Genomic DNA, 23,867 nt, shown 5'->3' on the forward strand with positions numbered 1-23,867 from the left:
CTATGGCGCGGCTCAGCATCCTTCATGAGACCCGGTACAGCTACGCCCGGCCGGTCGGCTTCGGGGCGCATCGGCTGCTGATCCGACCGCGCGACAGCCACGCCATCCGGATCGTCGAAGCCTCGCTCCAGACGTCTCTTCCCGGCCAGACCCGCTGGACCTATGACGCGGCGGGCAATTGCGTCTGCTGGTTCACGCCGCAGGGCGAGGCCGACAGCTTCACCATCACCAGCCGCCTGGTCATCGATCGCTATCCCGCGCCCCTGATCAGCCTGCAGATCGACGACCCGCACACCATCTCGCCGATCGTCTATTCGCGCGAGGACCGAGCGGTGCTGAACCCGTTCATCACCCCCGCCACCGACGACGACGACCGGGTGCTGCTGCGCTGGCTGCGCCAGCAGATGGAGCGTCCCGACGAACCGGCGATCGACTTCCTGCTGCGGATGAACGCCACCATCCACGACAGCTTCGTCTACAAGGCCCGGCCCGAGGCCGGCACCCAGACCCCGGCCCAGACCATCGCCTCGGGGGAGGGCACCTGCCGCGACTTCGCCTGGCTGATGGTCGAGGCCCTGCGGCGGCTGGGTTACGCGGCGGTGTTTGCCACGGGCTACATCTACAGCGGCCCGGCCTCGGCCCTGCGCGGCGCCGGCGCCACCCACGCCTGGTGCGAGGTCTTCCTGCCGGGCCTGGGCTGGACCGAGTTCGATCCGACCAACGGCCTGGCGGAATCGCCGGACCTGATCCTGGTCGCCCATACCCGCACGCCGAACGAGGCCAAGCCGATCTCGGGCACCATCCTGGATGATCCGGGCGAGGCGCACCTCGGCGTCAAGGTCGAGGTGCGGCTGCTGGACGCGCTCGAAGCGGCGGCGTGATGAAAACGACACGAAAAATCGGGAGGATAAGGCCATGATGAAGCCCTTCCAGCAGCAAGCTCCCCTCGGCGGCGGCCACCTGCCGCATCCCGAGCCCAAGCCCCAGCACGGCCAGAAGCCGGACGCCGAGTGCCTGAAGGTCCCGGAGAAGCGGTCGTTCGAGCCGCGCCCGGCCCACTAGCCAAGGCGCGGCGCTGAGCGCCGGTTGAGCGGATCGCGCCGCTCGCGACGTTTGGAATTGCGGTCTCGGCGATCTTCCCCGAGGCTCATGTTCGACGTCGCTCCGAGAGGCTTGATGATCCCGTCGCGTCCCGCCCGTTCGGTTCGAGGCATGGCCCTCGTCGCCGCCCTGGCCCTCTTCCTTCCCGCCGCCGCACTCGCCCAGGGCGCCAAGGCCACCTCGGCCGTCGATCTGGCCCACCGGGCCGATGCCCTCCAGCCCGGACAGTGGGTCTGGGCCCCGCAGATCGCGCCCAAGGGGCCGGTGACCGTCTATGTCGACCTGTCGCGCCAGCTGGCCACGGTCTACCGCAACGGCGTGCGCATCGGCGTCTCCACCGTGTCGAGCGGCAAGGACGGCTACGAGACCCCGACGGGGGTGTTCACGATCCTGCAGAAGGACGCCGACCACCGGTCCAACAAGTACAACAGCGCGCCCATGCCCTATCAGCAGCGGCTGACGTGGGACGGGGTGGCGCTGCACGCCGGCGGCCTGCCGGGCTATCCCGAGAGCCACGGCTGCGTGCACCTGCCGATGGGCTTCGCCAAGGCGCTGTTCGCCGTCACCCCGATGGGCGGCACGGTGATCGTGGCCGGGACGGCGGGGCAGGGGGCGACCATGACCGAGGCCGCGGGGGTGCTGGGCCCCAAGCCGGACGCGCCCGACCATAGGCCCCTGGCGCCGGACGAGGACTTCCGCTGGACGCCCGAGGTCTCGCCGACCGGGCCGCTGACCATCATCGCCTCGCGCACCGACGGTCGGGCCATCGTGCTGCGCAACGGCAAGGAGATCGGCCGCGCCCGCGTGACCCTGCCGGTGACCGACTTCCAGACCCACGTCCTGACCTATGCCGGCAAGGCCCCGGACGGCGAGGACCGCTGGATCTATGTCGGCGTGCCCGGCCATGCGGGCGAGGACGGCAAGCTGCTGGACGCCAAGGTCATGGCCCAGGCGGTGATGCCCGCCGCCTTCGAGGCCGACGTCCGCGCGATCCTGGTGCAGGGCGCGACGATCCTGGTCACCCAGGACCCCGTGCTGCCCGAGGAGACCGGCAAGTCGATGACCGTGATGACCAGCGAGGCGCCTTAGGGGCCGGGGACATACCCTCGGGCGTGTCCCCACAAGTCCTGGCTCCGTGGGTGCCGATGGGGACACGCGCGAGCGCATGTCACCGGCCGGTCAGCCCCGCACCAGTTCCCGCATGGCCTTGTCCAGGCCTTCCAGGGTCAGGGGGAACATCCGGTCGTTCATCAGCTGCTTCATCACGCCGATCGACTGGGTGTAGTCCCAGTGCCGCTCGGGCGTGGGGTTCAGCCAGACGGCGCTCTGGTAGATGTCGGTGACCCGGCTCATCCAGATGGCGCCCGGCTCCTCGTTCCAGTGCTCGACGCTGCCGCCCGGATAGGTGATCTCGTAGGGGCTCATGGTCGCGTCGCCCACGAAGATCACCTTGTAGTCGTGCGGGAACTTGTGGAGCACGTCCCAGGTCGGGATCTTCTCGACCTGGCGGCGGCGGTTGTCCTTCCACACGGCCTCGTACAGGCAGTTGTGGAAGTAGAAGAACTCCAGGTGCTTGAACTCGGTCTTGGCGGCGCTGAACAGCTCCTCGCAGAGCTTGATGTGGCCGTCCATCGAGCCGCCGATGTCGAAGAACAGCAGCACCTTGATGGTGTTGCGCCGCTCGGGACGCATCTGGATGTCCAGATAGCCCTTCTCGGCCGTGCCGCGGATCGTGCCGTTCAGGTCCAGCTCGTCCAGCGCCCCCTGGCGGGCGAACTTGCGCAGGCGCCGCAGGGCGACCTTGATGTTGCGTGTGCCCAGCTCGACCGAGTCGTCGAGGTTCTTGTACTCGCGCTTGTCCCAGACCTTCACGGCGCGGCCGTGGCGGCTCTTGTCCTGGCCGATGCGCACGCCTTCGGGATTGTAGCCGTTGTTGCCGAACGGCGAGGTGCCGCCCGAGCCGATCCACTTGTTGCCGCCCTCGTGGCGCTCCTTCTGCTCCTTCAGGCGCTCCTGCAGGGTCTCCATCAGCTTCTCGAAGCCGCCCATGGCCTCGATCTGCGCCTTCTCCTCGTCGGTCAGGAACTTCTCGGTCAGGGCCTTGAGCCACTCGGCCGGGATGTCGGCCGTGATGCCGTCCTCGACGGTCTCCAGCCCCTTGAACACGTGGCCGAACACCCGGTCGAACTTGTCGAGGTTCTTCTCGTCCTTCACCAGGCTGGCGCGCGACAGGAAGTAGAAGTCCTCGATCCGCCGGTCGATGACGTCCTTGTCCAGCGCCTCCATCAGCTGGAGGTACTCGCGCAGGGACACCGGGATCTTGGCGGCGCGGAGCTCGGAGAAGAAGCGCAGGAACATGCCACGGACCTTGGGGCGGACTTTCGAACGGTTGTTCGAGCCCAGGATGGCGGTCAGGAGGCGGGCTGTCCAGCCGCAGGCGCCGGCGGGTGGTGATAGGTGTCGGCCTTGAGGACGTAGAACAGCCAGCCGATGCCGTCGCCGGCGTCGGCCAGGAACTTGGCCATGCCAGCGTCGCCGCTGAGGCGGTACTTGATCGCCCAGCCGTCGATCACCGTGACCGACACGCTTTCGTAGTTCCCCCCGACCAGGAAACGCTCCGTGCGGCTGGCCGGAATCTTGTCCGAGGCCAGGATCTTGGCGATCATCGGATTGACGGTCGCCTTGTAGGGCTTGGCCTTCGGATACTTGGCCTTCAGGGCCATGACCGCCGCCGCGATCTCCTGGTCCAGGGTCAGGGTCGTGCGGGTGGCGTAGACCGTCCGGCTGTCGAAGCTGGTCACGCTGTGGCAGCCGACGTCGTCGCCGTTGGGATTGAACAGCACGACCTCGCTTTCGGTCCGGCCCGGATTGAACAGGCAGTAGAGGCCCGAGCCCTTGTGCTGCAGGATCACCGCGCCGTCCTGGTCGGGCTGGTCGCTGAGGTTGTTGAACAGGGCCGCGGCGCCGGCCTTGGCCAGGATCGCGTCGCCCTCGGCCTTGGCCGCGGCGCGCTTGGCCGGCGCGTCCGGGCTCGTCCCGGGCGCCGGAGTCTGGGCGGAGGCCGCGCCCGTCAACGCCAAGGCCGCCAGCGCGGCGCCGCAACCCGTCAGGAACCGTCGCATCGTATCCTCCCCCAAGAGCTTTGCGGGAGATTGCAGCCGCAGGTCGAGCTTGGCTAGCCCCGCCGCAGGATGAACTCCAGGTCGCGCGTCTCGCCGACCGGGAAGTGGTATTCCCCGACCTTCTCGAAGCCCTTGGATTCATAGAGCTTCTGGGCGCCGAAGTTCTCGGACCAGACGCCGATCCACAGGGGGCGGGGGCCGTCCTTCTCCAGCCAGTCCAGCGCGGTCTTCAGCAGCAGCGAGCCGCGCCCGCCGCCCTGGAAGGCCTTGAGCACGTAGATGCGGTGCAGTTCGCCGTCGCCGGGCTTCACGTCGTCGTGGGGCAGGCCGCACGGGCCGGCCGTGGCGTAGCCGATCGCCTCGTCGTCCAGCTCCAGCAGCCAGGTGGCCTTCTCGGGATCGGCCAGGTCGCGCTTCGTCCGCTCCAGGCCGTAGGCGTAGGCCAGGAAGGTCTCCAGGTCCTCGGTCGGATACAGGTGGGCGAAGGTGTCGCTGAAAGTCCGGGCGCCGAGGCTGGAAACGACGTCGGCGTCGTCGATGGTGGCCCTTCTTATGGAATGGGGGCGGATGGTCGCGGCGGTGGTCAAGAGGTAGGGTCCTCGCATGGATGTCGCGCTCTATACGCACCTGGATATGCTCGACCACCGCCCCGGCGACAACCACGTCGAGCGGCCCGAGCGCCTGCGGGCGGTGATCGACGCGCTGGACGACGACGGCCGCCTGGACCTGGAGAGCCTGGAAGCGCCGCTGGTCGACTTCGCCGACCTGGCCCGCGTGCATCCGCAAGGCTTCATCGACGACGTGGTCGCCGCCGCGCCCCGCAGCGGCCGCCGGGCGCTGGACCCCGACACCGTGCTGTCGACCGGCAGCCTGGCCGCCGCCCGCCGGGCCGCCGGGGCGGTGGTCGCCGCGACCCGCGCCGTGGCGACGGGGCAGGGGACCCGGGCCTTCTGCGCCGTCCGCCCGCCCGGCCACCACGCCGAGCCCGACACGGCGATGGGCTTCTGCGTGTTCTCCAACATCGCGGTGGCCGCCCGCGTGGCCCAGGCTTCGGGGCTGGGCCGGGTGGCGATCGTCGATTTCGACGTCCACCACGGCAACGGCACCCAGGCGGCGTTCGAGAACGATCCGACGGTGTTCTTCGCCTCGATCCACCAGTCGCCGCTGTATCCGGGCACCGGCGATCCGTCCGAGACCGGGGTCGGCAACGTCGCCAACGCCACGGTGGCGCCCCACGCCCCGCGCGAGCTCTGGCGCAAGCGCTTCGAGGGGCTGATGGACAAGGTCGACGGATTCGCGCCGCAGCTGATCCTGGTCTCGGCCGGCTTCGACGCCCATGTCCGCGATCCCCTGGCCGCCCAGAGCCTGGAAGCCGAGGATTTCGCCTGGGCGACGCGGGCGATCGCCTCGGTCGCCAACCGACGTTGCGGCGGGCGTATTGTTTCCTCGCTCGAGGGCGGTTACGACCTAGAAGCGCTCGGCCGTTCGGCGGCGGCGCATGTCAAAGCGTTGCAGGAGGGGTGAGAGGTCCGAAATCAGGTCGCCGGTGGCGATGAAGGGACCTCCAAGATCTATGGCCGACGAATCCGCCGACCACCTTTCCGCTCCGCCCGTCCGCCCCGGCGCGATCACCCTGGCCCGCCACGGCGAGCCGGCCCTGTCGCGCAAGGTCCGCTTCAACGCCCCCGCCTACGGCGACTGGTGGGCGCGCTACGAGGAGGGCGGGCTGCTGCCCGGCCAGACCCCGCCGGATTCGCTGAAGGCCACGGCCAGGCGGGCCGGGGTGATGATCGCCTCGACGCGCCGCCGCTCGATCGAGACCGCCCAGGCGGTCGCCGACGGCAAGGCCTTCGCCACCGACCCGCTGTTCATCGAGGCGCCGCTGCCGCCGCCGCCCTGGCCGCGCTGGATCAAGATGTCGCCAAAGAACTGGGGGTTCTTCGCCCGCTTCTGGTGGTGGTTCTTCGATCACCACGCCGGCCAGGAAAGCCGGGCCCAGGCCGAGGTCCGCGCCGACCAGGCCGCTGACCTGCTGATCGACCTGTCCAAGAACGGCCAGGAGGTGCTGCTGGTCGCCCACGGCTTCTTCAACACCATGATCGGCCTGGCGCTGCAGAAGCGCGGCCTGAAGAAGACGCAGGACCAGGGTTTCAAATACTGGTGCGTGAAGCGCTTCGAGCGGCCCTAGGCGCCTCTTCGGACCGCAGGGACGCCCAGGCCCTGAACCTCGTTCACCAAAAGCCCCGCCAACGGCGTTGCCCGCGCGGCGACCCGCCACTAGGGTGCCCCTGTTCGCCCCGGAGTAGAAATGATCAGTCCGCAAGATCTTGAAGGCATGAGCTTCGAGCAGGCCCTGCAGCGCCTCGAGCAGATCGTCGGCGAGCTCGAGTCCGGCAAGGCCGAGCTCGAGCGCTCGATCGAGATCTACGAGGACGGCGCGGCCCTCAAGGCCCACTGCGAGAAGAAGCTCGAGGCGGCCCGGCTGAAGGTCGAGAAGATCGTGCTGGGCCAAGACGGCTCCGTGACCGCCGAGCCGGCCGAGTTCAACTGATGGGTCAGGCGTCGCCGCAGATCGGCTACGAGGACTTCGAACGGGTCGATATCCGTATCGGCACGATCATCGAGGCCACGCCGTTCCCGGAGGCGCGCACCCCGGCCTACAAGCTGACCATCGATTTTGGCCCCAAGATCGGCGTCAAGAAATCGTCGGCCCAGGTGACCAAGCACTACGCCCTGGACGAGCTGGTCGGGCGCCGCGTGGCCGCCGTGGTCAATTTTCCGCCGCGCCAGATCGGTCCTATCCAGTCCGAGGTCCTGTGCCTGGGCTTCCCGGACGCCGAGGGCGGCGTCGTACTGGTCGACGTGGACCGTGACGTTCCCAACGGGGGTAAGCTGTTTTGATCGACCTCGAAAAGCGCATCGTCCAGGCGGCCGACATCGTCACCGTGGCGCTCGACGAGCTGCTGCCGCGCGCCGACGGTCCGGAGAGCCGCCTGACCGAGGCCATGCGCTACGCGGCCCTGGGCCCAGGCAAGCGGCTGCGGCCGTTCTTCGCCCTGGAGACGGGCAAGATGTTCGACCTGCCCGAGCGGCCGGTCCTGCGCGCCGCCTGCGCCCTGGAGTGCATCCACGCCTACAGCCTGGTGCACGACGACCTGCCGGCCATGGACGACGACGACATGCGCCGCGGCCGTCCCACCGTGCACGTGCAGTACGACGAAGCCACCGCCATCCTGGCCGGCGACGCCCTGCAGACCGCCGCCTTCGAGATCATGGCCCACCCCGACACCCACGACGACGGCAACGTCCGCTCGGAACTGGTGCGCAAGCTGGCCATCGCCTCGGGCGCCAAGGGCATGTGCGGCGGCCAGATGATCGACCTGCTGGGCGTCCGCGACGACCTGGGGGCCGTGGCCCGCATGCAGCGCCTGAAGACCGGGGCCCTGATCGCCTTCGCCTTCGAGATACCGCTGATCATCGCCCGCGCGAAGGCCGAGGAGCGCGCCGCCCTGATGGGTTTCGCCCAGGACCTGGGCCTGGCCTACCAGATCGTCGACGACATCCTGGACGCCGAGGGCGACGAAGCGGTGCTGGGCAAGGCCGCCGGCGGCAAGGACGCGGCCAAGGGCAAGGCCAACTACGTCACCCTGCTGGGCCTCGAGGCCGCCAAGGAACGAGTCAATCTTTTGGCCGCTCAAACCAAGTCACATCTCGATATTTTCGGCGAACGGGCTGAACATCTGCGCTGTAGCGTGGATTTCGTGCTGGACCGCCGCAACTGACCGCGCTTTCTTCGGACATGCCTGCTTTGACCCCTCTCCTCGACACCATCTCGTCCCCGGCCGACACCCGCGGCCTCAGCGTGCCCGAACTGAAGCAGCTGGCGAGCGAGGTGCGGGCCGAAACCATCGACGCCGTCTCGGTGACCGGCGGCCACCTGGGCGCGGGCCTGGGCGTGGTCGAGCTGACCGTCGCCCTGCACCACGTGTTCGAGACGCCCAAGGACATCGTCATCTGGGACGTCGGCCACCAGGCCTATCCGCACAAGATCCTGACCGGCCGCCGCGACCGCATCCGCACCCTGCGCCAGGGCGGCGGCCTGTCGGGCTTCACCAAGCGCGCCGAGAGCGAATACGACCCGTTCGGCGCGGCCCACGCGGCCACCTCGATCTCGGCGGCCCTGGGCTTCTGCGCCGCGCGCGACGCGAAGGGCGAGAACAACAACGTCATCGCCGTGATCGGCGACGGCTCGATGAGCGCGGGCATGGCCTACGAGGCGATGAACGCGGCGGTCGACACCACCAAGCGCCTGATCGTCATCCTCAACGACAACGACATGTCGATCGCCCCGCCGGTGGGCGGCATGAGCGCCTATCTGGCCAACCTCGTCTCGGGCGGCGCCTATCGCAAGGCGCGCAAGCTGGGCAAGACGGTGGTCGAGAAGCTGCCCACCCCGATCCGCGACGCGGCCCGCAAGGCCGAGGAATACGCCCGCGGCATGGTCACCGGCGGCACCTTCTTCGAGGAACTGGGCTTCCACTACATCGGCCCGATCGACGGCCACGACATGGACGCCTTGGTCTCGGTGCTGAAGAACGCCAAGGAATTCGACGAGAAGCCGGTCCTGGTCCACGTCGTCACCCAGAAGGGCAAGGGCTACGCCCCGGCCGAGGGCGCCGCCGACAAGCTGCACGCGGTGGTCAAGTTCGACGTGGTCACCGGTCAGCAGCAGAAGGCCGCCGCCGGCCCGCCCAGCTACACCAAGGTCTTCGCCCAGGAACTGATCAAGCACGCCGAGATCGATCCGAAGATCGTGGCCATCACCGCCGCCATGCCCTCGGGCACGGGGCTGGACCTGTTCGGCAAGGCCTTCCCCGACCGTACCTTCGACGTCGGCATCGCCGAGCAGCACGCGGTGACCTTCGCCGCCGGCCTGGCCGCCGACGGCATGAAGCCGTTCGCGGCGATCTATTCGACCTTCCTGCAGCGCGGCTACGACCAGGTGGTCCACGACGTGGCCATCCAGCGCCTGCCGGTGCGCTTCGCCATGGACCGCGCCGGCCTGGTCGGCGCCGACGGCCCCACCCACGCGGGGACCTTCGACCTCGGCTTCATGGGGGCGCTGCCCGGCATGGTGCTGATGGCCGCCGCCGACGAGGTCGAACTGGCCCACATGGTCTCGACCGCCGTGGCCATCGACGACCGCCCCAGCGCCTTCCGCTATCCGCGCGGCGAGGGCCTGGGCCTGACCATCCCCGACCTGGCCGCCCCCCTGGAGATCGGCAAGGGCCGCATCGTCCGCGAGGGGACCAGCGTCGCCATCGTGTCGCTGGGCACGCGCCTGGCCGAGTGCCTGAAGGCCGCCGACCTGCTGGCCGCGCGCGGTCTCTCCGCCACGGTCGCCGACGCCCGCTTCGCCAAGCCGCTGGACGTCGACATGCTGCTGCGCCTGGCGCGCGAGCACGAGGCGATCATCACGGTGGAGGAGGGGGCTGTCGGCGGCTTCGGAGCCTTCGTGCTGCAGGCCCTGGCCGAGCACGGCGCCCTGGACCGCGGCCTGAAGATCCGCACCCTGGTGCTGCCCGACGTCTTCCAGGACCAGGACAAGCCCGACGCCATGTACGCCCAGGCCGGCCTCGACGCCGAAGGCATCCTGCGCGGCTGCCTGGCGGCGCTGGGCGTGGACAACATCAGCGCGGCGGGACGGCGGGCCTAGCGCCCGATCGTTCCGCGCCATCGCCGGCCCGGACAGCTGATTTTACGCGCGTCGGGATGTGGGCAACCTTCAGTTGACACCCTTCCTCGCCATACCCTAGCTTGAGCTCAAGGCGTGGCTGGGGGGCCGCCTGCCTGCCATCCCTCGCTCACGCCGTGCTCTTTCATCGAAGGGAAGCCCACGTGCGTCTGTCTCGCAAATTCTGGACCGTTCTCCTGCCGCTCGCCGTTTCGGCCTGCGCCACCTGGTCGACCACGACCGTCAAGCCGGCCAAATCCGCGGAACTGGTGCAGGAGGCGCCCGCCGCCGCCCCGCAGGCGACGCCGGATCCCGCGGCCGCGCCGGCCCCGGCGCCGGTCCCGGCGACCGAACCCGCCCCCGCCGCCGCGCCCGCCGCATCGACGATCGTCGACGGCGTGCTGGTCAGCGAAAACGACATCACCGACAAGCCCTACAAGGTCCTGGGCGACATCAAGGTCACCGTCCGCAAGACGACGATCTTCAATGCCGATCCCACCCGCGCCCAGGTCGACGAAAAGCTGCGCAAGCAGGCCAAGAAGATGGGCGCCGACGCCGTGGTCCTGGTGCGCTACGGCACCGTGGGCATCGGCCTGACCAGCTGGGGCGTCCTCGACGGACAAGGCCGCGCGGTCAAGTTTGACTAGGTCCGTCCTGGTCCTGGCGACGGCGGCGCTGCTGGCGGGTTGCGCCCGCCCCGCGCCGCCGCTGCCGTCCGCCGGCGGCCTTGCCCTGACCGCCACGCCCCAGGCAGAGCGGCCGGCGCGTTGCGCGGCCCTGCAGTCACGGGTCACCACCCTGCGCGGCGAGATGAAGGTCATCGAGGACGTGATCGCTGGACGCCGGACCTCCGACCAGGTCGCCGGCTATCTGTCCGCCGTGCTGTTCCCGCCTCTGGCCCTGGTCATGCTGACCGATCCCGGCGCGGCGCGGAAGCGTGAGCTGGACCTGCGGCAGGGCCAGATCGACGAGGCCTTGGCCGAACAGAAGGCCCTGGCCTGCACGACCGCCTGACCGGGTCGGCCGGCGCCTAGGCCGTGCACGCCTTGAAGAACGCCTTCACGTCGTGGCGGTCGGCCGGGGCGGCGTCCAGGCTGTGGCGTTCGTCGGCGATCAGCAGGTCCAGGTCGCCCGTGCGGCGGAAGGCGCTCAGCGCCGCGGCGTCGACCGAGGTCCGCGCCTCCAGGACGCCGCCGACCACCTCCGACGCGACGACCCGGGCCTTCAGGCGGGTGATCGTGTCGTTGGAGGCCAGGGCGATCTCGTTCCCGCTCAGGTCGGTCGCCGTCAGGGTCACGGCGGCGGCGCCGGGCGCGCAGGCCATCATCATCAGCACCTCGTCGCTGTCGGGCCGGCCATAGGCCAGCTTGGGCCCCTCGTCGCCCGGCTCCATGTAGCGCCAGGCGTAGCCGGGCGGCGACGGGTGCTCGTAGGCGCAGGCGCCCAGCGTCAGCCCGCCCAGGGTCAGCACCAGGAGCAGGGCGTTGGGAAGCAGGCGGCTGGACAGGATGCGGCGGGGCATGGACGGGTTCCTTCGCCGGAGGAACGCCGCGAGGGCTCCAGAGGTTCAGAGCCGCCAGTCCACCACCCCGTCGTCGCCCGCGGTGAGGGTTCCCGTCCGGCCGATCGCGAAGGCGTCGGGATCGGTCAGGGCCGCCAGGGTGTCGGTATCGGCGGCCGGAACCCGCGCCAGGGCCCGCGCCCCGTCGCCCGTCCGCACGATGGCCACGCCGTGGGTCGGCGCGCCGTCGCGGTCGTAGAGCACGGTGGCGGTCTCCAGCACGGCCGACCCTGTCGCGGCCTCCACGAAGGCCGGAACCGCGCCGCGCCGGGCGTCGGCGGCGGCCTGGACGCTGATCTCCTCCAGCGGCCTGCCGCCCTCGGGCGCGGGGCGGTCGGCCAGGACCAGGCCGTGATGCTTGGTCACGAACTCGCCCTGGCCGTACAGCAGGCCGGTCCCGCCCTCCCGCAGCCGGCGGGTCATGGCGACCGCCGCGTGGGTCATGTAGTCGTTCATCGGGGCCCCGAAGAAGGTCAGGCCGCCGGTCACGGTGGGCGTGACGCCACCCTCGAATGGCGCCGGGAGGCCCAGGGTCCGCCGGGCCATCTTCGGCACGCAGGGGAAGCAGCTGTAGAGCTCCAGGGCGTCGAAGCCGCCCGCCATGCCGCTCACCGTCTCCAGCACGGCGTCCTGCGCCACCGAGCCGTGATAGTGGTCGCGCTGCAGGTAGTCGCCGGGCTCGCGCGCCGCCGCCCCGCCCCAGACGAAGACCAGCCGCTCGTCGGCGATCCCGGCCGCCCGGGCGGCGGCCAGGCTGGTCACGATCACCGCCGCGCCCTGGTTCACCTGCATGTTGGCCACCATCAGCTTGGTGTAGGGCCAGGCGATCGGGCGGTTGTCGGGGCGCGGGGTAGTGATCTGCTCGGGCGTGAAGGCCGTCTTGATCCAGGCGTTGGGCTGGCGCGCCGCCACCGCCGCATAGGCCGACCACAGGGCGCCGGACTCGGCCAGGGCCTGGCGCGGCGTCTGGCCCCAGTGGCGGGCGGCGGCGTTCTCGTAGAACGGATAGACGCTGACCGGCAGGAACACGCCCAGCTTCAGGGCCAGCGGATGGACCTCGATGCGCGGCCCGCGCCCGTCGGCCGGCGGCTTGGGCGTCCAGGGCAGGTCCACCCCGGCCGAGCGGGCCTTGTTGACGCTCCACTGCGCCTCGGCCCCGACCACGGCGCAGACCTCGGCCTCGCCCCGGGCGATGCGGACGGCGGCCTCGTGCAGGTAGCGCACCGGGCTTTCGCCGCCGACCGGGCCGTAGACCGCGCGGGCCGGGGCGATGCCGAGCCGGGCGCACAGTTGGCCCGCCGCGTCGGCGTAGCGCCAGCTCAGCTGGTTGATGACGTCCAGCGAGCCGATCCTGGCCAGGAAGCCGCCGCCCGCGTCGGCGTCGGCCTCGCGCAGGGCCGCCTCCATCAGGGCCAGGGGCTCCAGGGCCTTGGAGAGGTCGCCGGGGCGGTCGAGGGCCTCGCCGACGCCGACGATGACGGGAATGCGCTCAGCGTTCACAGCACGGGTTCTCCGGCGCTCTCGGCGGCCAGGGCGCGCTGGTAGGCGGGACGGGCCTTCATCCGCGCCAGATGCGCCTTGAAGGTCTCGGGGAAGGCGTCGGCGAAGCCCAGCTGCTCGCCCAGCTTCAGGGCGTAGGCCACCGAGATGTCGGCCATGGTGAAGCGGCGGGCGGCGACATAGCCGCTGTCGTCCAGCAGCCTGGCCGCCGCCTTCAGCCGCGACAGGAACCACTGCACATAGTCGGCGGCGGCCTGGGGCAGGCGGCGCTCCTCGGGTTCGAACACCGCGTAGCGCAGGTGGATGGTCTGCGGGAAGGTGAGGGTGGCCTCGCCCATGTGCAGGAAGTTCAGATAGGCGCCGAAGCCGGGCTCGTCCGGCGCCACGGTCAGGTCGCTGGGGCCATGGCGGCGGGCCAGGTATTCGCCGATGGCCGCCGACTCGCTCATCAGGACGTCGCCGTCGATCAGGGTGGGCGTGGTGCCCAGCGGATTGATCTCCAGATAGCCCGGCTCGCGGAACCGGGGCGGGAAGGGCGTCAGCTTCAGGTCATAGGGCAGGCCCAGCTCCTCCAGGGCCCACAGGGCCCGGAACGAGCGCGCGCCGACGCAGTGATAGAGGGTGATCATCCTGGCCGCCTCCCGCCTTCCGTTGACCCGAGCATCCGACGGATTCCGGCGCCAGGCCATCGTGCCCTTACGTCCGCCGGGTCCGGAAGGGCCGGGACGAGCGGTCAAGCCGCAACGCTTTTGGCGGCTCCTTGTGCGCGGTGGATCAAGTTTCTTGACCTTCGCCGTGCGGAAAGGGGCGGGGACTGAGCAAGAAGCGAGCGCCGGGGACATTTCGTTCAAAATGTCAGAGGTGGTTCCGGCCGGGCGGCGGCGGCTGGGTGATGCTGGTTCTCAAGAGGCGTCGTCCTGGGGATAATCACCGCGGGTGATGGGCGCGACGACCTCGAACGAGGACGTCATGTCGAACCAACGGCTTTTGATGGCGGGTTCTTCCGCCGCTGTTCTGCTCGCTCTGTCCGTCGCCGCGTCGCCCGGTCACGCCTTCGCCGCCGATACGCCGGCCGCCGATCCGGCCGACGCCTCGACCGCGGTGGACGAGATCGTGGTCAAGGCGCGGGACAAGGCGGGTCTGATCGAGACCCGACCCAACAACACGGTGTTCGGCATCGACAAGCCGCTGCTGGAGACGCCGCGCTCGGCCAGCTTCGTCAGCGACACCACCCTGCAGCGCTACGGGATCGAGACCATCGACGGCCTGACCGCCGTCTCGCCCGGCACCTACACCGCCAGCTTCTACGGCGTGCCCGGCGCGCTGAACATCCGGGGCACCCTGGCCGAGAACTACTTCCGCGGCTTCAAGCGCATCGAGAACCGCGGCACCTACTCCACGCCCATCGGCGCGGCCGACCAGATCCAGATCGTGCGCGGTCCGCCGACCCCGATCTACGGCTCGGGCAAGGTGGGCGGCATGCTCAACTTCATCCCGAAGTCCGGGAAGAACGAGGGCGGCTACCTCAGCGAACCGACCGGCGAGGTCACGGCCACCTTCGGCTCATACAACAGGAAGAACGCCACGGCCCAGCTGGGCCTGCCCGTGAACCTCGGCCCCGTGACCGGCGGCGTCTACGCCTATGGCGAGGTCGAGGACAGCCACAGCTTCTACAAGGGCATCTATCCGCGTCGCCAGACCGGCGAGATCTCGGCCGACTTCGACCTGGGCAACGGCTGGTCGACGGCCTTCGGCGGCATGAAGTACCACTCGGACGGCGACGTGCAGACGCCCGGCTGGAACCGCCTGACCCAGAGCCTGATCGACAACGGGACCTACACCACCGGCCGCGACACCACCCTGGTCGACAGCGACCACAACGGCCGCATGACCCTGAACGAGATCAGCGGCAACAGCGCCAACCCGTACTATTACGACCCGGCGTTCAACCCGCTCTACATCCCGTACTACGGGTTCTACAACACCAACGCCGCCCACATCCTTGACACCGGCGTGGGCACGACCAAGCTGTCGCCGCGCACGGTCTATATCAGCCCGGCCGACTTCTCGAAGACCGACACCAACACCCTGTACTTCGACCTGGCCAAGGCCCTGTCGCCGACCAGCACGATCAAGGCGCAGTTCTTCTACGACGACCAGGAGAACAAGCGCTTCGTCAGCTACGGCTATCCGGCCTGGTTCGACAGCTCGGTCTGGGAAGGCCGCCTGACCTACAACTTCGAGAACACGTTCGCGGACGGCGCGGTCACGGCCAAGTCGTTCGTCGGCGCCTCGTACCGCGACTTCTCGGGCCGCCGGCGCGAAAGCTACAACAGCGGCGTGATCGCCCTGGACCGCCGCGACATCAGCTTCGGCGCCACGGCCACCGACATCATCGACAGCCCCTTCACCACCGAGACCGGCGCCGGCGTGCTCGGGCTCGCTTGGGAAAACGACAACAAGTCCGACTGGAGCCAGAAGGGCGTGTTCTTCATGACCGACGTCATGATCGCCGAGAAGCTGAACCTGATGCTGGGCGGCCGCTGGGACGACTACGACGTCACCTCGCACGACACCGGCGTGCTCAGCTACCAGGTCTCGGGCGAGCAGAAGGCGGGCAAGGACAAGTTCACCTACAGCGCCAGCGCCACCTACAAGGCCCCGGGCGGCGTGATGCCCTACATCACCTACGCCAAGGCCTCGGCCCTGGAGATGAGCCAGGCCGGCGACGTGGCCGCCAGCCTGGTGGCCGATCCCAGCGGCGCCTGGCTGTCCGACAGCGACCTGGCCGAGGCCGGGGTCAAGTTCCAGTGGCTGAAGGGCACCCTGGTCGGCTCGCTGGCCGGCTACCGCCAGAACCGCACCCAGCTGACCGGCATCACCGGCACGCCCACCGGCACCCGCGCCAAGGGCGTGGAGCTGGAAGTGCGCTGGCTGGCCAGCGAGAACTTCAGCTTCACCTTCTCGGGCAACAGCCAGCACACCACGGTCAAGGGCCCCGACACCTCGTTCCAGTACATCCCGGCCTACACCGCCGGCGTGCCCGGTTCGCAGGCCTTCGGCGGCACCTATGTGGTCTGGGCGTTCAACAGCCTGCCCGGCCGCGCGGGCGACTACGACTACACCCTGATCCCCAAGTCGGTGGTCAGCCTGTACGGCGCCTACACCAGCGACGACTACAGCTGGGGCAAGGTCGGCGGCACGCTGGGCGTCACCCACGTGACCAAGACCTCGGGGACCGTGCAGAACGCCGTGACCTATCCGGCCTACTACGTGGCCAACGCCTCGGCCTACTACGAGTACGGGCCGTACACGGTGACGGCCAACATCGATAACCTGTTCGACAAGCTCTACTTCACGCCCGACGCCGACAGCTACGCCAACCTCGGCGCGCTGCCCAGCAAGGGCCGCGAGTGGCGCGTGACCCTGTCGCGCAAGTTCTAGTTCCCCCTGTCCCGCGCTCCGGACAGGGGCGCGGGACATCGCTTTGACGGAGGCATGCCCATGTCGTCGACGATCCCGTGGAGATCCTGGCTGCTGCTCGGCGCGCTGAGCCTGCTGCTGTTCCTGATCACCGCCTCGACCTTCTCGTCGCTGGGCGTGGTGCTGCCGGCGATGATCAAGGAGAACGGCTGGAGCTTCTTCAACGGCTTCCTGGGCTTCACCCTGCTGGGCGCGTTTTGCGGCGCATCCTCCAAGTTCCCCGCCATCCTGATCCGCAAGATCGGGGTGCGCGGCGCCATCCTGGCCGGCTCGGCGGTGATGGTGGCGGGCTTCGCGTGCCTGGCGGCCTCGCCGGGCCTGTTGGTCTACTGGCTGGGCACGGCGCTGCTGGGCGCGGGCTATCAGATGATGGCCCTGATCCCCGGCACCCACGTGCTGTCGATGCTGTTCAAAAAGCGCGCCCTGCCGTTCGGTATCTATTTCACCATCGGTTCGCTGGGCGGCGTGGCCGGGCCGTGGATGGCGGTGACGGGCATGGCCGCGGCCCATGGCGGCTGGCGGCCCTACTGGTGGGCCCAGGCGGTCGCGTCGGTCGTGGTCGGCGTCCTGTGCGCGACCCTGGTCGGCGGCCGCGCGTGGCTGGAAGCCGCCGCCGTCGAGACCGACAAGGCCGTTGCCGAGGACATCCAGGCCGCGCCCGCCGACAGCAAGGTCTATCGCACCGCCGTCGACTGGACGGTCAAGGAAGCGGTCGCCACCCCGCAGTTCTGGGTGATCCTGGCCGCCTATTTCGCCCACCTGCTGGGCGGGGTCACGGCCGTCAGCCTGGCGCCGAGCCATCTGAGCGAGCTGGGCGTGGTCTCGGCCGTGGCGATCGCCGCCATCAGCTTCGAGTCGCTGATGCAGGTGGCGGCCCGGATGGGGGGCGGCCTGCTGGGCGACCGCATCGACCCGCGCTGGCTGCTGGCCGGGGCGCAGGGGATGATGGCCGTCGGCCTGCTGGCCCTGGCCTACGCCACCACCTGGCCGCTGCTGGTGCTGTTCGCCGTGGGCGTCGGCGTCGGGTTCGGCCTGACGGTGCTGGCGGTCAGCATCCTTCTGCTCAACTACTATGGCCGGAAGAACAACCTGGAGATCTTCTCCCTGGTCTGCCTGGTGGGCGCGGTCTCGGCCCTGGGGCCGGTGGTCGGCGGCGAGATGCGCGACCGCCTGGGCAGTTTCGTCCCGACCTTCCAGGCGTGCGCGGTCATAATCGGCCTGATCTTCGTGGCCGCCTGCTTCATGCGACCGCCGCGCAAGGCCACCCAAATAGAGCCGGTCGCCGAACCGGTCCCTGATATGCTTCAAGACGCCGCGTAAGGAGGAGCCGCCATGTTCCACAGCCCATCCAAGCACAAGGACTTCGGGGTCTTCCTCCCGGTCGCCAACGGCGGCTGGATCATCTCCAAGACCACCCCGGTCCTCGACGGCCTCTACCAGCAGAACAAGGCCGCGGCGGTGAAGGCCGACGAGGTCGGCATGGACTTCGTGATGTCCATGGGCAAGTTCCGCGGCTTCGGCGGCGAGACCGACCACTGGGGCACGGCCCTGGAGTCGGTGACCATGATGGCCGGCATCGCCGAGGCCACCAAGAACGTCCGCATCTGGGCCACCATCCACCCGCTGCTGCAGAACCCGGCCGTGGCGGCCAAGATGATCGCCACCCTGGACCACATCAGCGGCGGCCGGGCGGGCCTGAACATCGTGGCCGGCGCCTACAAGGGCGAGTTCGACCAGATGGGGGCCTGGGACGACAGCCTGTCCCACGACGACCGCTACGCCCTGACCGAGGAATGGACGACGATCGTCAAGCGCCTGTGGTCCGAGGACAGCGTCGACTTCGCCGGCAAGTTCTTCACGATGAAGGACTGCCAGTCCAAGCCCAAGCCGCTGGCCAAGCCGCGTCCCGAGATCGTTTGCGCCGGCATGTCCGACCGCGGCTTCCAGTTCTCGGTGCGCGAGGCCGACGTCTGCTTCATCGGCGGCCGCACCCCCGACGAGCGCCGCGACGCCTCGCTGCGCGCCAAGGCGGTGGCCGAGACCATGGGCAAGACCATCAAGACCTACGCCATGTGCACGGTCGTCCACGGCGACACCGACGCCGAGGCCGCCGCGATGGTCGAGCACTACAAGGACGGGGCCGACATCGGCGCGATCCTGGCCATGCTGGCCAGCTGGGGCGTGCCGGCCGACAAGCTGGACTCCGTGGCCAAGCAGCAGGGCGCCTTCATGACCCACACCGTGGTCGGCTCGCCCAAGACCTGCGGCGAGCAGATCCAGGAGTATATCGACTACTGCCAGCTGGACGGGCTGATGCTGATCTTCCCGGACTATGTCGAAGGCCTGACCATGTTCGGCGCCGACATCCTGCCGGGCCTGCGGGCGGTCTATTCGTGAGCGAGGCCGCTGACGGCCTGGCGGCCTGGATCGCGCCGAAGCGCACGGCGGTGCTGGTGATCGACATGCAGGTCGACTTCGCCTCGCCGGACGGGGTGCTGGGCGGCTTCGTCGATATGAGCGTGGTGAAGCCCGCCCTGGCGGCCGCCGAGACCCTGGTGGCCGAGGCCCGCGCGGCCGGCGTGCCGGTGGTGTTCGTGGGCCTGTGGACGACACCCGAGACCGACAGCGCGGCCTGGAACGAGCGCATGCGCCGGCGCGGGGGCGACCCCGACGTCGACGCGGCCCTGTGCCGGGCCGGGCAGGTGGGCTCCGAGTTCTACGGGCCCCAGCCGGCGCCGGGCGAGCTGGTGGTGCACAAGACCCGCTACAGCGGCTTCGTGGGCACGGATCTGGACATGCGGCTCACGGGGATGGGCGTCGATACCCTGGTGGTGGCCGGCGTCACCACCGAGTGCTGCGTCGACAGCACCGTCCGCGACGCCTTCGACCTGGACTACCACGTGTTCGTCGCCGCCGACGCCTGCGCCGCCTACGAGGCGGACATCCACGAGGCGTCGCTGAAGGTGATGGAGTTGAACAGCGCGATCCTGACCGACACGGCGGCGATCGCGAACGCTTGGAAAGGGGCTGCCTGAGTATGGCCGACGGATTTCCGCCACTGGGCGCCTCGGCGCCGTACCAGGTCACCGACGAGGACCGCGCCGCGATCGCCGCCGCGATCGACGAGGCCGAGATCGTCGAACTGGCCCTGACCCTGGGCAACATCCCCGCGCCGTCGGGCAAGGAGCTGGAGGTCGCCACCTACGTCCACGACTGGATGGCGCGCGAGGGCTTCTCGCCGCGCAAGGTCGGGGCCACGCCCGAGCGGCCCAACATCATCGGCACGCACGGCGGCAAGGGTGTCGGCAAGAACCTGCTGTTCACCGCCCACCTCGACACCGAGGCGCCGACCTGGAACCCGGACCTGGACGCCTACAAGTACAGCCCCGACACCCTGGCCAATCCCGAATGGGAGAAGTGCTGGCTGGAGGACGGCAAGCTGTATGGCTATCCGATCGCCAACGATCGCGGCCCGATGAGCTGCTTCCTGATCGCCGCCAAGGCGCTGAAGAAGGCCGGCTACGAGCTGGCGGGCAAGATGTACCTGACCGCCTGTCCCGGCGAGATCGGCCCCGAGCCGATCGAGGAGCACCGGGGCGTGGCCTACATGGGCAAGGACATCGGGGCCCACTACCTGTTCCACCACGGCGGCGTCGCCCCTGACTACGCCATCGCCGCCGAGGGCTGCGACTTCGGCCTGACCTGGGTCGGCTGCGGCTATGCGGTGTTCCGCTTCCAGGTGTGGGGCGAGGGGGTCTTCACCCCGCTGCTCGAGCATCCGGCGACGGCGGCCGCGCATCCCAACCCGATCTACAAGATCGGCAAGCTGACCGAGGCGATCCACGCCTGGAGCGGTGAGTACGAGAAGAAGAGCCGCTACGACAGTCCCGGCGGCGTGGCCCAGCCCAAGTCGCAGATCGCCTCGATCCGCGGCGGCATCCCCTACGCCTTCGGGGCGGGGACCGAACTGGTGAACCTCTATCTGGAGGTAGGTCTGACGCCCAAGCAGCGCGTGGCCGACGTCCAGCATTCGCTGGAGGCCATGGTGCGCGAAGCCGGCCTGGGCCGGATCGACATCGAGCCGGTGGTCGTGCGCCACGGCTTCGAGGCCGACGCCCGCGAGGTGGCCCCGCTGGTCGCCGCCGTGGACGAGGCCACCAAGCTCAGCCTCGGCCATCCCGTGGCCCTGGCCAATCCGGTCTATTCCAGCATGTGGCGCGACCACAACGTGTTCAACATGCAGCGCATCCCGGCCATCACCACCGGCTTCCGCCGCTGGCGGCCGACGCCGAAGGATCTGGTCGACAGCGCCCTGGTCTACGCCCTGACCGCCCTGGCGGTCTGCGGCCGGGCCAGCCCGGACGAGAGCGCCAAGCGCCCGGCCTCGGCGGTCTATCCCGACAATCCGTTCGGGAACGAGTGATGTCGGCGGCTCTCAAGGAAATGGCCCCGGAGCCGCACGACTTCCGCAAGGCGATGGGCAGCTTCGCGGCGGGGGTGACCGTGGTCACCGTCTGTCACGAAGGGCGCCTGGTCGGCACCACGGTCAGCGCCTTCAGCTCGGTGTCGATGGACCCGCCGCTGGTCATGGTCTGCCTCAAGCGCGACAGCCGCACCCTGGCGGCGCTGGGCCAGGCCGGGAGCTTCTGCGTCAACATCCTGGCCAGCGACCAGGGCGACCTGGCCTATCGCTTCGCCAAGAGCGGGGCCGACGACCGCTTCGCCCTGACCGTCGTCGAGGCCGGAGTGGGCGGCCACCCGCTGCTGGCCGGCGCGGTCGCGGCGGTCGAATGCGACCTGCACGCCGCCCACGACGGCGGCGATCACGAGATCCTGGTCGGCCGCGTCCTGCGCGTGGCGGTCGACGACGCCAAGGCCCCGCTCGTCTATGTGCGCGGCGGCTTTCTGAACGCTTAGGGGAGCGGTTCCATGACCTACGACGTCCTCGACGTGAAGCCGATGACCCGCCGGATCGGCGCCGAGATCTTCGGCGTCGACCTGGGAAAACCGCTCTCGAACCGCCAGTTCGAGGAGATCCACCAGGCCCTGACCCAGCACCAGGTGATCTTCTTCCGCGACCAGGAGATGGACCACGACGCCCACAAGGCCCTGGGCCGCAAGTTCGGCGACCTGGCCATCCATTCGGGCGTGCCGGGCCTGGCCGACCATCCGGAGATCGTGGCCATCCATGCCGACGCCAACTCCAAGTTCGTGGCGGGCGAGAACTGGCACTCGGACCTGACCTGCGATCCGGAACCGCCCCTGGGCAGCATCCTCTACATGAAGGTCCTGCCCGACGACGGCGGCGATACCTGCTTCGCCAGCATGTACGCGGCCTACGAAACGCTGTCGGACCGGATGAAGGCCTATCTGGAAGGTCTTTCGGCCGAGCACGACGCCAATCCGGTCTACAAGGCGATCTTCCCGGACATCGACCGCAAGTACAATTGCTCGGTCCACCCGATCGTCCGCACCCATCCCGTGAGCGGCAAGAAGAGCCTGTTCGTCAATCCGTCCTACACGACCCGGATCATGGGCCTGTCCAAGGCCGAGAGCACGGCGATCCTGAACTTCCTCTACCAGCACGCCAGCAACCCCGACTTCCAGGTGCGCTTCCGCTGGAAGAAGAACTCGGTGGCCTTCTGGGACAACCGCTGCACCTGGCACCAGGCGATCTGGGACTATTTCCCCGACACGCGCACGGGCTACCGGGTGACGGTGGCGGGCGACAAGCCGGTTTGAACCCAACCACCGTTGTCATCCCGGTCGAAGCGAAGCGTGGAGCCGGGACCCAGGTGAACCGCACCGCCTCGCCCAGTCCCCTGGGGCCCGGACAGCCTCTGCGAGGCTTCCGGTGTGACAACCTTTGTCGAGCTGCAAGATGAGCTTAGCCGACCGCCGCATCCTCCTTCTCGGCGCGGCCGGCGGCATCGGTTCCGCCATCCGCGAAGGTCTGGCCGGCCGCTACGGCCTGATGCGCCTGGCTGACATCGCGCCGATGACCCCGGCTGGGCGCGGCGAGGAAATCGCCCACGCCGACCTGCTCGACATCCCCTCCCTGACCGCCGCCATGGCCGGGATCGACTGCGTGGTCCACATGGCCGGCGTGCCGGTCGAGCCCGAGACGAACGCCTGGGAGCAGGTGCTGCCGGCCAACATCGTCGGCGTCCACAACCTGTTCGAGGCGGCCCGGCGGGCGGCTGTGAAGCGGGTGCTGTTCGCCTCGTCGCACCACGCGGCCGGCTTCCATCGGCGGGAGGCGCCGACGCCCCAGACCCTGGTCCCGCGGCCCGACAGCTACTACGGCGTCAGCAAGGTGTTCGGCGAGGCCATGGGCCGGATGTACGCCGACAAGTTCGGCCTGCAGGTGCTCGCCTTACGGATCGGCGCCTATCGCGAGCGGCCGTCCGACCCGCGCCAGCTGGCGGTCTGGATCAGCCCGCGCGACATGGTCGAGCTGGTGCGCTGCGGGATCGAGGCGCCGGATTTCGGCTATGCCACGGTCTGCGGAGTCTCGGCCAACACGCGGAACTTCTGGGACAATTCGGCCGTCGCCTTCCTCGGCTATGCGCCGCGCGACAATGCCGAGGCCTGGGCGGCCGAGGTGCTGGCCGGAGCGCCCGAGGACCCGGTCGCCTTGCCGTTCCAGGGCGGCTGGTACTGCGCCAAGGATTTCGTCGGCGACCCCTCGCGGGTCGACTAGGCGCCCAGGCGGTCGACCAGATAGAGCCGCGCCATCGACCGGAACTCGGCGATCGCCTGGGCCGGGGCGGGTTCGGCCTCGAGCATGGCGACCATCTTCATGCTGCCCAGGAAGGCGATGGCCACGTCGCGGACGGCCTGGGCGGGCTTGTCCGGCGCGCGCCTGGCCAGGAGGGCGGCGATCCGGTCGCGCATCATGTCGCGCAGGGCGGCCGAGCGGGTGTTGCGGTCCGGCCGGCTGTCGACCAGGGCCAGGGCCGCGTCGCGCTCGTGGCGGCGGCTGGGGAACAGGTCCAGCAGGGCGTCGGCCAGGGCGGCGGTCGACAGGCCGGGTAGGGCGGCCTCCAGCGCGTCCAGCGCCTCGCCCAGCTGGCCCGCGTAGCGGTCGATCAGGGCGTCGGCCAGCACGTCCTTGTTCGGGAAGAACTGGTACAGCGATCCGATGGGCGCGCCCGCCCGGGCGGCGATCTGGGTCATGGTCGCCGCCTCGAAGCCCTTCTCCGCGAACACCGCCAGGGCCGCGTCCTGCAGGGCGGCCACGCGCAGTTCGCCCCGTTTGCGCTGGGGCGCACGGGCGGCGGTTGACTTAGATGAGGGCATCCTCATATATCCATAGGTGAGCTCATCCTCATATAACGAGCCGACGCGTCGCGGGCTAGCGGCG

General features: G+C 69.6%; 26 protein-coding genes. 19 read left to right on the forward strand and 7 right to left on the reverse strand.

Annotated features, from left to right (window positions below; translation table 11 throughout):
* Positions 1-2 precede the first annotated feature (2 nt).
* From BR39_RS0120720 to BR39_RS0120730, 3 genes are all read left to right on the forward strand, one after another.
* The gene (locus BR39_RS0120720; RefSeq protein WP_029915746.1) at positions 3-881 is read left to right on the forward strand and encodes a transglutaminase family protein; all 879 of its coding nucleotides are present in this window, start codon (positions 3-5) and stop codon (positions 879-881) included.
* 34 nt (positions 882-915) lie between these two features.
* A complete protein-coding gene (locus BR39_RS26815) occupies positions 916-1,062 on the forward strand; it encodes a hypothetical protein (protein ID WP_197026737.1) in 147 nt (48 codons plus the stop codon).
* Positions 1,063-1,212: 150 nt separating this feature from the next.
* Positions 1,213-2,190 (forward strand): L,D-transpeptidase family protein, encoded by a 978-nt coding sequence (locus tag BR39_RS0120730; RefSeq protein ID WP_156035852.1) that lies wholly within the window; start codon positions 1,213-1,215, stop codon positions 2,188-2,190.
* A gap of 90 nt (positions 2,191-2,280) precedes the next feature.
* Here BR39_RS0120730 and BR39_RS0120735 read toward each other — a convergent pair whose 3' ends face one another.
* From BR39_RS0120735 to BR39_RS0120745, 3 genes are read right to left on the reverse strand one after another with little or no spacing between them, the layout of a single operon-like run.
* Positions 2,281-3,459 carry a VWA domain-containing protein gene (locus BR39_RS0120735; protein ID WP_029915751.1) on the reverse strand — a complete coding sequence of 393 codons (1,179 nt, stop codon included), beginning with the start codon at positions 3,457-3,459 and terminating at the stop codon, positions 2,281-2,283.
* A 53-nt stretch (positions 3,460-3,512) separates the two neighbouring features.
* Complete coding sequence (locus tag BR39_RS0120740) at positions 3,513-4,223, reverse strand: hypothetical protein (protein WP_029915752.1); 711 nt, start codon at positions 4,221-4,223, stop codon at positions 3,513-3,515.
* 53 nt (positions 4,224-4,276) lie between these two features.
* On the reverse strand, positions 4,277-4,828 hold the full coding sequence (locus tag BR39_RS0120745; RefSeq protein ID WP_051695976.1) for a GNAT family N-acetyltransferase: 552 nt from the start codon (positions 4,826-4,828) through the stop codon (positions 4,277-4,279).
* Between BR39_RS0120745 and BR39_RS0120750 the strand changes: the two genes are divergently transcribed.
* The 8 genes from BR39_RS0120750 (at position 4,827) to BR39_RS0120785 (ending at position 10,971) form a co-directional block, all read left to right on the forward strand.
* A complete protein-coding gene (locus BR39_RS0120750; protein ID WP_029915756.1) occupies positions 4,827-5,747 on the forward strand; it encodes a histone deacetylase family protein in 921 nt (306 codons plus the stop codon). The genes BR39_RS0120745 and BR39_RS0120750 overlap by 2 nt on opposite strands.
* Before the next feature lie 49 nt (positions 5,748-5,796).
* A complete protein-coding gene (locus BR39_RS0120755) occupies positions 5,797-6,411 on the forward strand; it encodes a histidine phosphatase family protein (RefSeq protein ID WP_197026738.1) in 615 nt (204 codons plus the stop codon).
* Positions 6,412-6,531: 120 nt separating this feature from the next.
* Entirely contained in the window at positions 6,532-6,774 is a 243-nt protein-coding gene (locus BR39_RS0120760; protein WP_029915760.1) for an exodeoxyribonuclease VII small subunit, read from the forward strand.
* The gene (locus BR39_RS0120765) at positions 6,774-7,124 is read left to right on the forward strand and encodes a tRNA-binding protein (protein ID WP_029915762.1); all 351 of its coding nucleotides are present in this window, start codon (positions 6,774-6,776) and stop codon (positions 7,122-7,124) included. Before BR39_RS0120760 ends, BR39_RS0120765 begins: the two co-directional genes overlap by 1 nt.
* Positions 7,121-8,005 carry a polyprenyl synthetase family protein gene (locus tag BR39_RS0120770; RefSeq protein WP_029915764.1) on the forward strand — a complete coding sequence of 295 codons (885 nt, stop codon included), beginning with the start codon at positions 7,121-7,123 and terminating at the stop codon, positions 8,003-8,005. Before BR39_RS0120765 ends, BR39_RS0120770 begins: the two co-directional genes overlap by 4 nt.
* A 17-nt stretch (positions 8,006-8,022) precedes the next feature.
* The gene (dxs, locus tag BR39_RS0120775; RefSeq protein WP_029915766.1) at positions 8,023-9,939 is read left to right on the forward strand and encodes a 1-deoxy-D-xylulose-5-phosphate synthase; all 1,917 of its coding nucleotides are present in this window, start codon (positions 8,023-8,025) and stop codon (positions 9,937-9,939) included.
* Between the two features lie 182 nt (positions 9,940-10,121).
* The gene (locus BR39_RS26615; RefSeq protein ID WP_051695978.1) at positions 10,122-10,604 is read left to right on the forward strand and encodes a hypothetical protein; all 483 of its coding nucleotides are present in this window, start codon (positions 10,122-10,124) and stop codon (positions 10,602-10,604) included.
* Entirely contained in the window at positions 10,597-10,971 is a 375-nt protein-coding gene (locus BR39_RS0120785) for a hypothetical protein (protein ID WP_029915769.1), read from the forward strand. The genes BR39_RS26615 and BR39_RS0120785 overlap by 8 nt, the downstream gene beginning before the upstream one ends.
* Positions 10,972-10,987: 16 nt before the next feature.
* On the opposite strand, the gene BR39_RS0120790 is transcribed toward BR39_RS0120785, so the two are convergent.
* The 3 genes from BR39_RS0120790 to BR39_RS0120800 are packed head-to-tail and all read right to left on the reverse strand — an operon-like array spanning position 10,988 to position 13,647.
* Complete coding sequence (locus BR39_RS0120790; RefSeq protein ID WP_029915770.1) at positions 10,988-11,479, reverse strand: hypothetical protein; 492 nt, start codon at positions 11,477-11,479, stop codon at positions 10,988-10,990.
* A 45-nt stretch (positions 11,480-11,524) separates the two neighbouring features.
* A complete protein-coding gene (locus BR39_RS0120795) occupies positions 11,525-13,018 on the reverse strand; it encodes an acetyl-CoA acetyltransferase (protein ID WP_029915772.1) in 1,494 nt (497 codons plus the stop codon).
* Positions 13,015-13,647, reverse strand: coding sequence for a glutathione S-transferase family protein (locus tag BR39_RS0120800; protein WP_029915774.1), 633 nt, complete (start codon positions 13,645-13,647; stop codon positions 13,015-13,017). The genes BR39_RS0120795 and BR39_RS0120800 overlap by 4 nt, the downstream gene beginning before the upstream one ends.
* A gap of 340 nt (positions 13,648-13,987) precedes the next feature.
* Between BR39_RS0120800 and BR39_RS0120805 the strand changes: the two genes are divergently transcribed.
* The 8 genes from BR39_RS0120805 to BR39_RS0120840 all read left to right on the forward strand — a co-directional run bounded on the left by BR39_RS0120805 (position 13,988) and on the right by BR39_RS0120840 (position 23,204).
* Positions 13,988-16,462 carry a TonB-dependent siderophore receptor gene (locus BR39_RS0120805; protein WP_029915776.1) on the forward strand — a complete coding sequence of 825 codons (2,475 nt, stop codon included), beginning with the start codon at positions 13,988-13,990 and terminating at the stop codon, positions 16,460-16,462.
* Positions 16,463-16,522: 60 nt separating this feature from the next.
* A complete protein-coding gene (locus BR39_RS0120810) occupies positions 16,523-17,821 on the forward strand; it encodes a CynX/NimT family MFS transporter (protein ID WP_035018774.1) in 1,299 nt (432 codons plus the stop codon).
* Between the two features lie 12 nt (positions 17,822-17,833).
* Positions 17,834-18,898: an LLM class flavin-dependent oxidoreductase gene (locus tag BR39_RS0120815; protein WP_029915780.1), complete on the forward strand. Its 1,065-nt coding sequence runs from the start codon at positions 17,834-17,836 to the stop codon at positions 18,896-18,898.
* Entirely contained in the window at positions 18,895-19,536 is a 642-nt protein-coding gene (locus BR39_RS0120820; protein WP_029915782.1) for a cysteine hydrolase family protein, read from the forward strand. Before BR39_RS0120815 ends, BR39_RS0120820 begins: the two co-directional genes overlap by 4 nt.
* A 2-nt stretch (positions 19,537-19,538) precedes the next feature.
* On the forward strand, positions 19,539-20,924 hold the full coding sequence (locus tag BR39_RS0120825) for a peptidase M20 (protein WP_029915784.1): 1,386 nt from the start codon (positions 19,539-19,541) through the stop codon (positions 20,922-20,924).
* Positions 20,924-21,418: a flavin reductase family protein gene (locus tag BR39_RS0120830; protein WP_029915785.1), complete on the forward strand. Its 495-nt coding sequence runs from the start codon at positions 20,924-20,926 to the stop codon at positions 21,416-21,418. The genes BR39_RS0120825 and BR39_RS0120830 overlap by 1 nt, the downstream gene beginning before the upstream one ends.
* Before the next feature lie 12 nt (positions 21,419-21,430).
* Positions 21,431-22,243, forward strand: a complete 813-nt coding sequence (locus BR39_RS0120835; RefSeq protein ID WP_029915787.1) for a TauD/TfdA family dioxygenase — start codon at positions 21,431-21,433, stop codon at positions 22,241-22,243.
* A gap of 139 nt (positions 22,244-22,382) precedes the next feature.
* Complete coding sequence (locus BR39_RS0120840) at positions 22,383-23,204, forward strand: NAD(P)-dependent oxidoreductase (RefSeq protein ID WP_029915788.1); 822 nt, start codon at positions 22,383-22,385, stop codon at positions 23,202-23,204.
* Here the strand turns inward: BR39_RS0120840 and BR39_RS0120845 are convergent.
* On the reverse strand, positions 23,201-23,803 hold the full coding sequence (locus BR39_RS0120845) for a TetR/AcrR family transcriptional regulator (protein WP_029915790.1): 603 nt from the start codon (positions 23,801-23,803) through the stop codon (positions 23,201-23,203). The genes BR39_RS0120840 and BR39_RS0120845 overlap by 4 nt on opposite strands.
* Positions 23,804-23,867: the final 64 nt, after the last annotated feature.

Source organism: Caulobacter sp. UNC358MFTsu5.1, from assembly GCF_000712075.1.
GTDB lineage: Bacteria > Pseudomonadota > Alphaproteobacteria > Caulobacterales > Caulobacteraceae > Caulobacter.

What these genes read in the sequence shown, in the direction of transcription:
- BR39_RS0120805 (WP_029915776.1), top strand. Translation starts at nt 13,988, where the DNA reads ATGTCGAACCAACGGCTTTTGATGGCGGGTTCTTCCGCCGCTGTTCTG.
- BR39_RS0120840 (WP_029915788.1), top strand. Translation starts at nt 22,383, where the DNA reads ATGAGCTTAGCCGACCGCCGCATCCTCCTTCTCGGCGCGGCCGGCGGC.
- BR39_RS0120845 (WP_029915790.1), bottom strand. Translation starts at nt 23,803, where the DNA reads ATGCCCTCATCTAAGTCAACCGCCGCCCGTGCGCCCCAGCGCAAACGG.
- BR39_RS0120825 (WP_029915784.1), top strand. Translation starts at nt 19,539, where the DNA reads ATGGCCGACGGATTTCCGCCACTGGGCGCCTCGGCGCCGTACCAGGTC.
- BR39_RS0120765 (WP_029915762.1), top strand. Translation starts at nt 6,774, where the DNA reads ATGGGTCAGGCGTCGCCGCAGATCGGCTACGAGGACTTCGAACGGGTC.
- BR39_RS0120720 (WP_029915746.1), top strand. Translation starts at nt 3, where the DNA reads ATGGCGCGGCTCAGCATCCTTCATGAGACCCGGTACAGCTACGCCCGG.
- BR39_RS0120760 (WP_029915760.1), top strand. Translation starts at nt 6,532, where the DNA reads ATGATCAGTCCGCAAGATCTTGAAGGCATGAGCTTCGAGCAGGCCCTG.
- BR39_RS0120800 (WP_029915774.1), bottom strand. Translation starts at nt 13,647, where the DNA reads ATGATCACCCTCTATCACTGCGTCGGCGCGCGCTCGTTCCGGGCCCTG.
- BR39_RS0120740 (WP_029915752.1), bottom strand. Translation starts at nt 4,223, where the DNA reads ATGCGACGGTTCCTGACGGGTTGCGGCGCCGCGCTGGCGGCCTTGGCG.
- BR39_RS0120755 (WP_197026738.1), top strand. Translation starts at nt 5,797, where the DNA reads ATGGCCGACGAATCCGCCGACCACCTTTCCGCTCCGCCCGTCCGCCCC.
- BR39_RS26815 (WP_197026737.1), top strand. Translation starts at nt 916, where the DNA reads ATGATGAAGCCCTTCCAGCAGCAAGCTCCCCTCGGCGGCGGCCACCTG.
- BR39_RS0120835 (WP_029915787.1), top strand. Translation starts at nt 21,431, where the DNA reads ATGACCTACGACGTCCTCGACGTGAAGCCGATGACCCGCCGGATCGGC.
- BR39_RS0120730 (WP_156035852.1), top strand. Translation starts at nt 1,213, where the DNA reads ATGGCCCTCGTCGCCGCCCTGGCCCTCTTCCTTCCCGCCGCCGCACTC.
- BR39_RS0120745 (WP_051695976.1), bottom strand. Translation starts at nt 4,828, where the DNA reads ATGCGAGGACCCTACCTCTTGACCACCGCCGCGACCATCCGCCCCCAT.
- BR39_RS0120790 (WP_029915770.1), bottom strand. Translation starts at nt 11,479, where the DNA reads ATGCCCCGCCGCATCCTGTCCAGCCGCCTGCTTCCCAACGCCCTGCTC.
- BR39_RS0120810 (WP_035018774.1), top strand. Translation starts at nt 16,523, where the DNA reads ATGTCGTCGACGATCCCGTGGAGATCCTGGCTGCTGCTCGGCGCGCTG.
- BR39_RS0120815 (WP_029915780.1), top strand. Translation starts at nt 17,834, where the DNA reads ATGTTCCACAGCCCATCCAAGCACAAGGACTTCGGGGTCTTCCTCCCG.
- dxs (WP_029915766.1), top strand. Translation starts at nt 8,023, where the DNA reads ATGCCTGCTTTGACCCCTCTCCTCGACACCATCTCGTCCCCGGCCGAC.
- BR39_RS0120735 (WP_029915751.1), bottom strand. Translation starts at nt 3,459, where the DNA reads ATGTTCCTGCGCTTCTTCTCCGAGCTCCGCGCCGCCAAGATCCCGGTG.
- BR39_RS0120750 (WP_029915756.1), top strand. Translation starts at nt 4,827, where the DNA reads ATGGATGTCGCGCTCTATACGCACCTGGATATGCTCGACCACCGCCCC.
- BR39_RS0120830 (WP_029915785.1), top strand. Translation starts at nt 20,924, where the DNA reads ATGTCGGCGGCTCTCAAGGAAATGGCCCCGGAGCCGCACGACTTCCGC.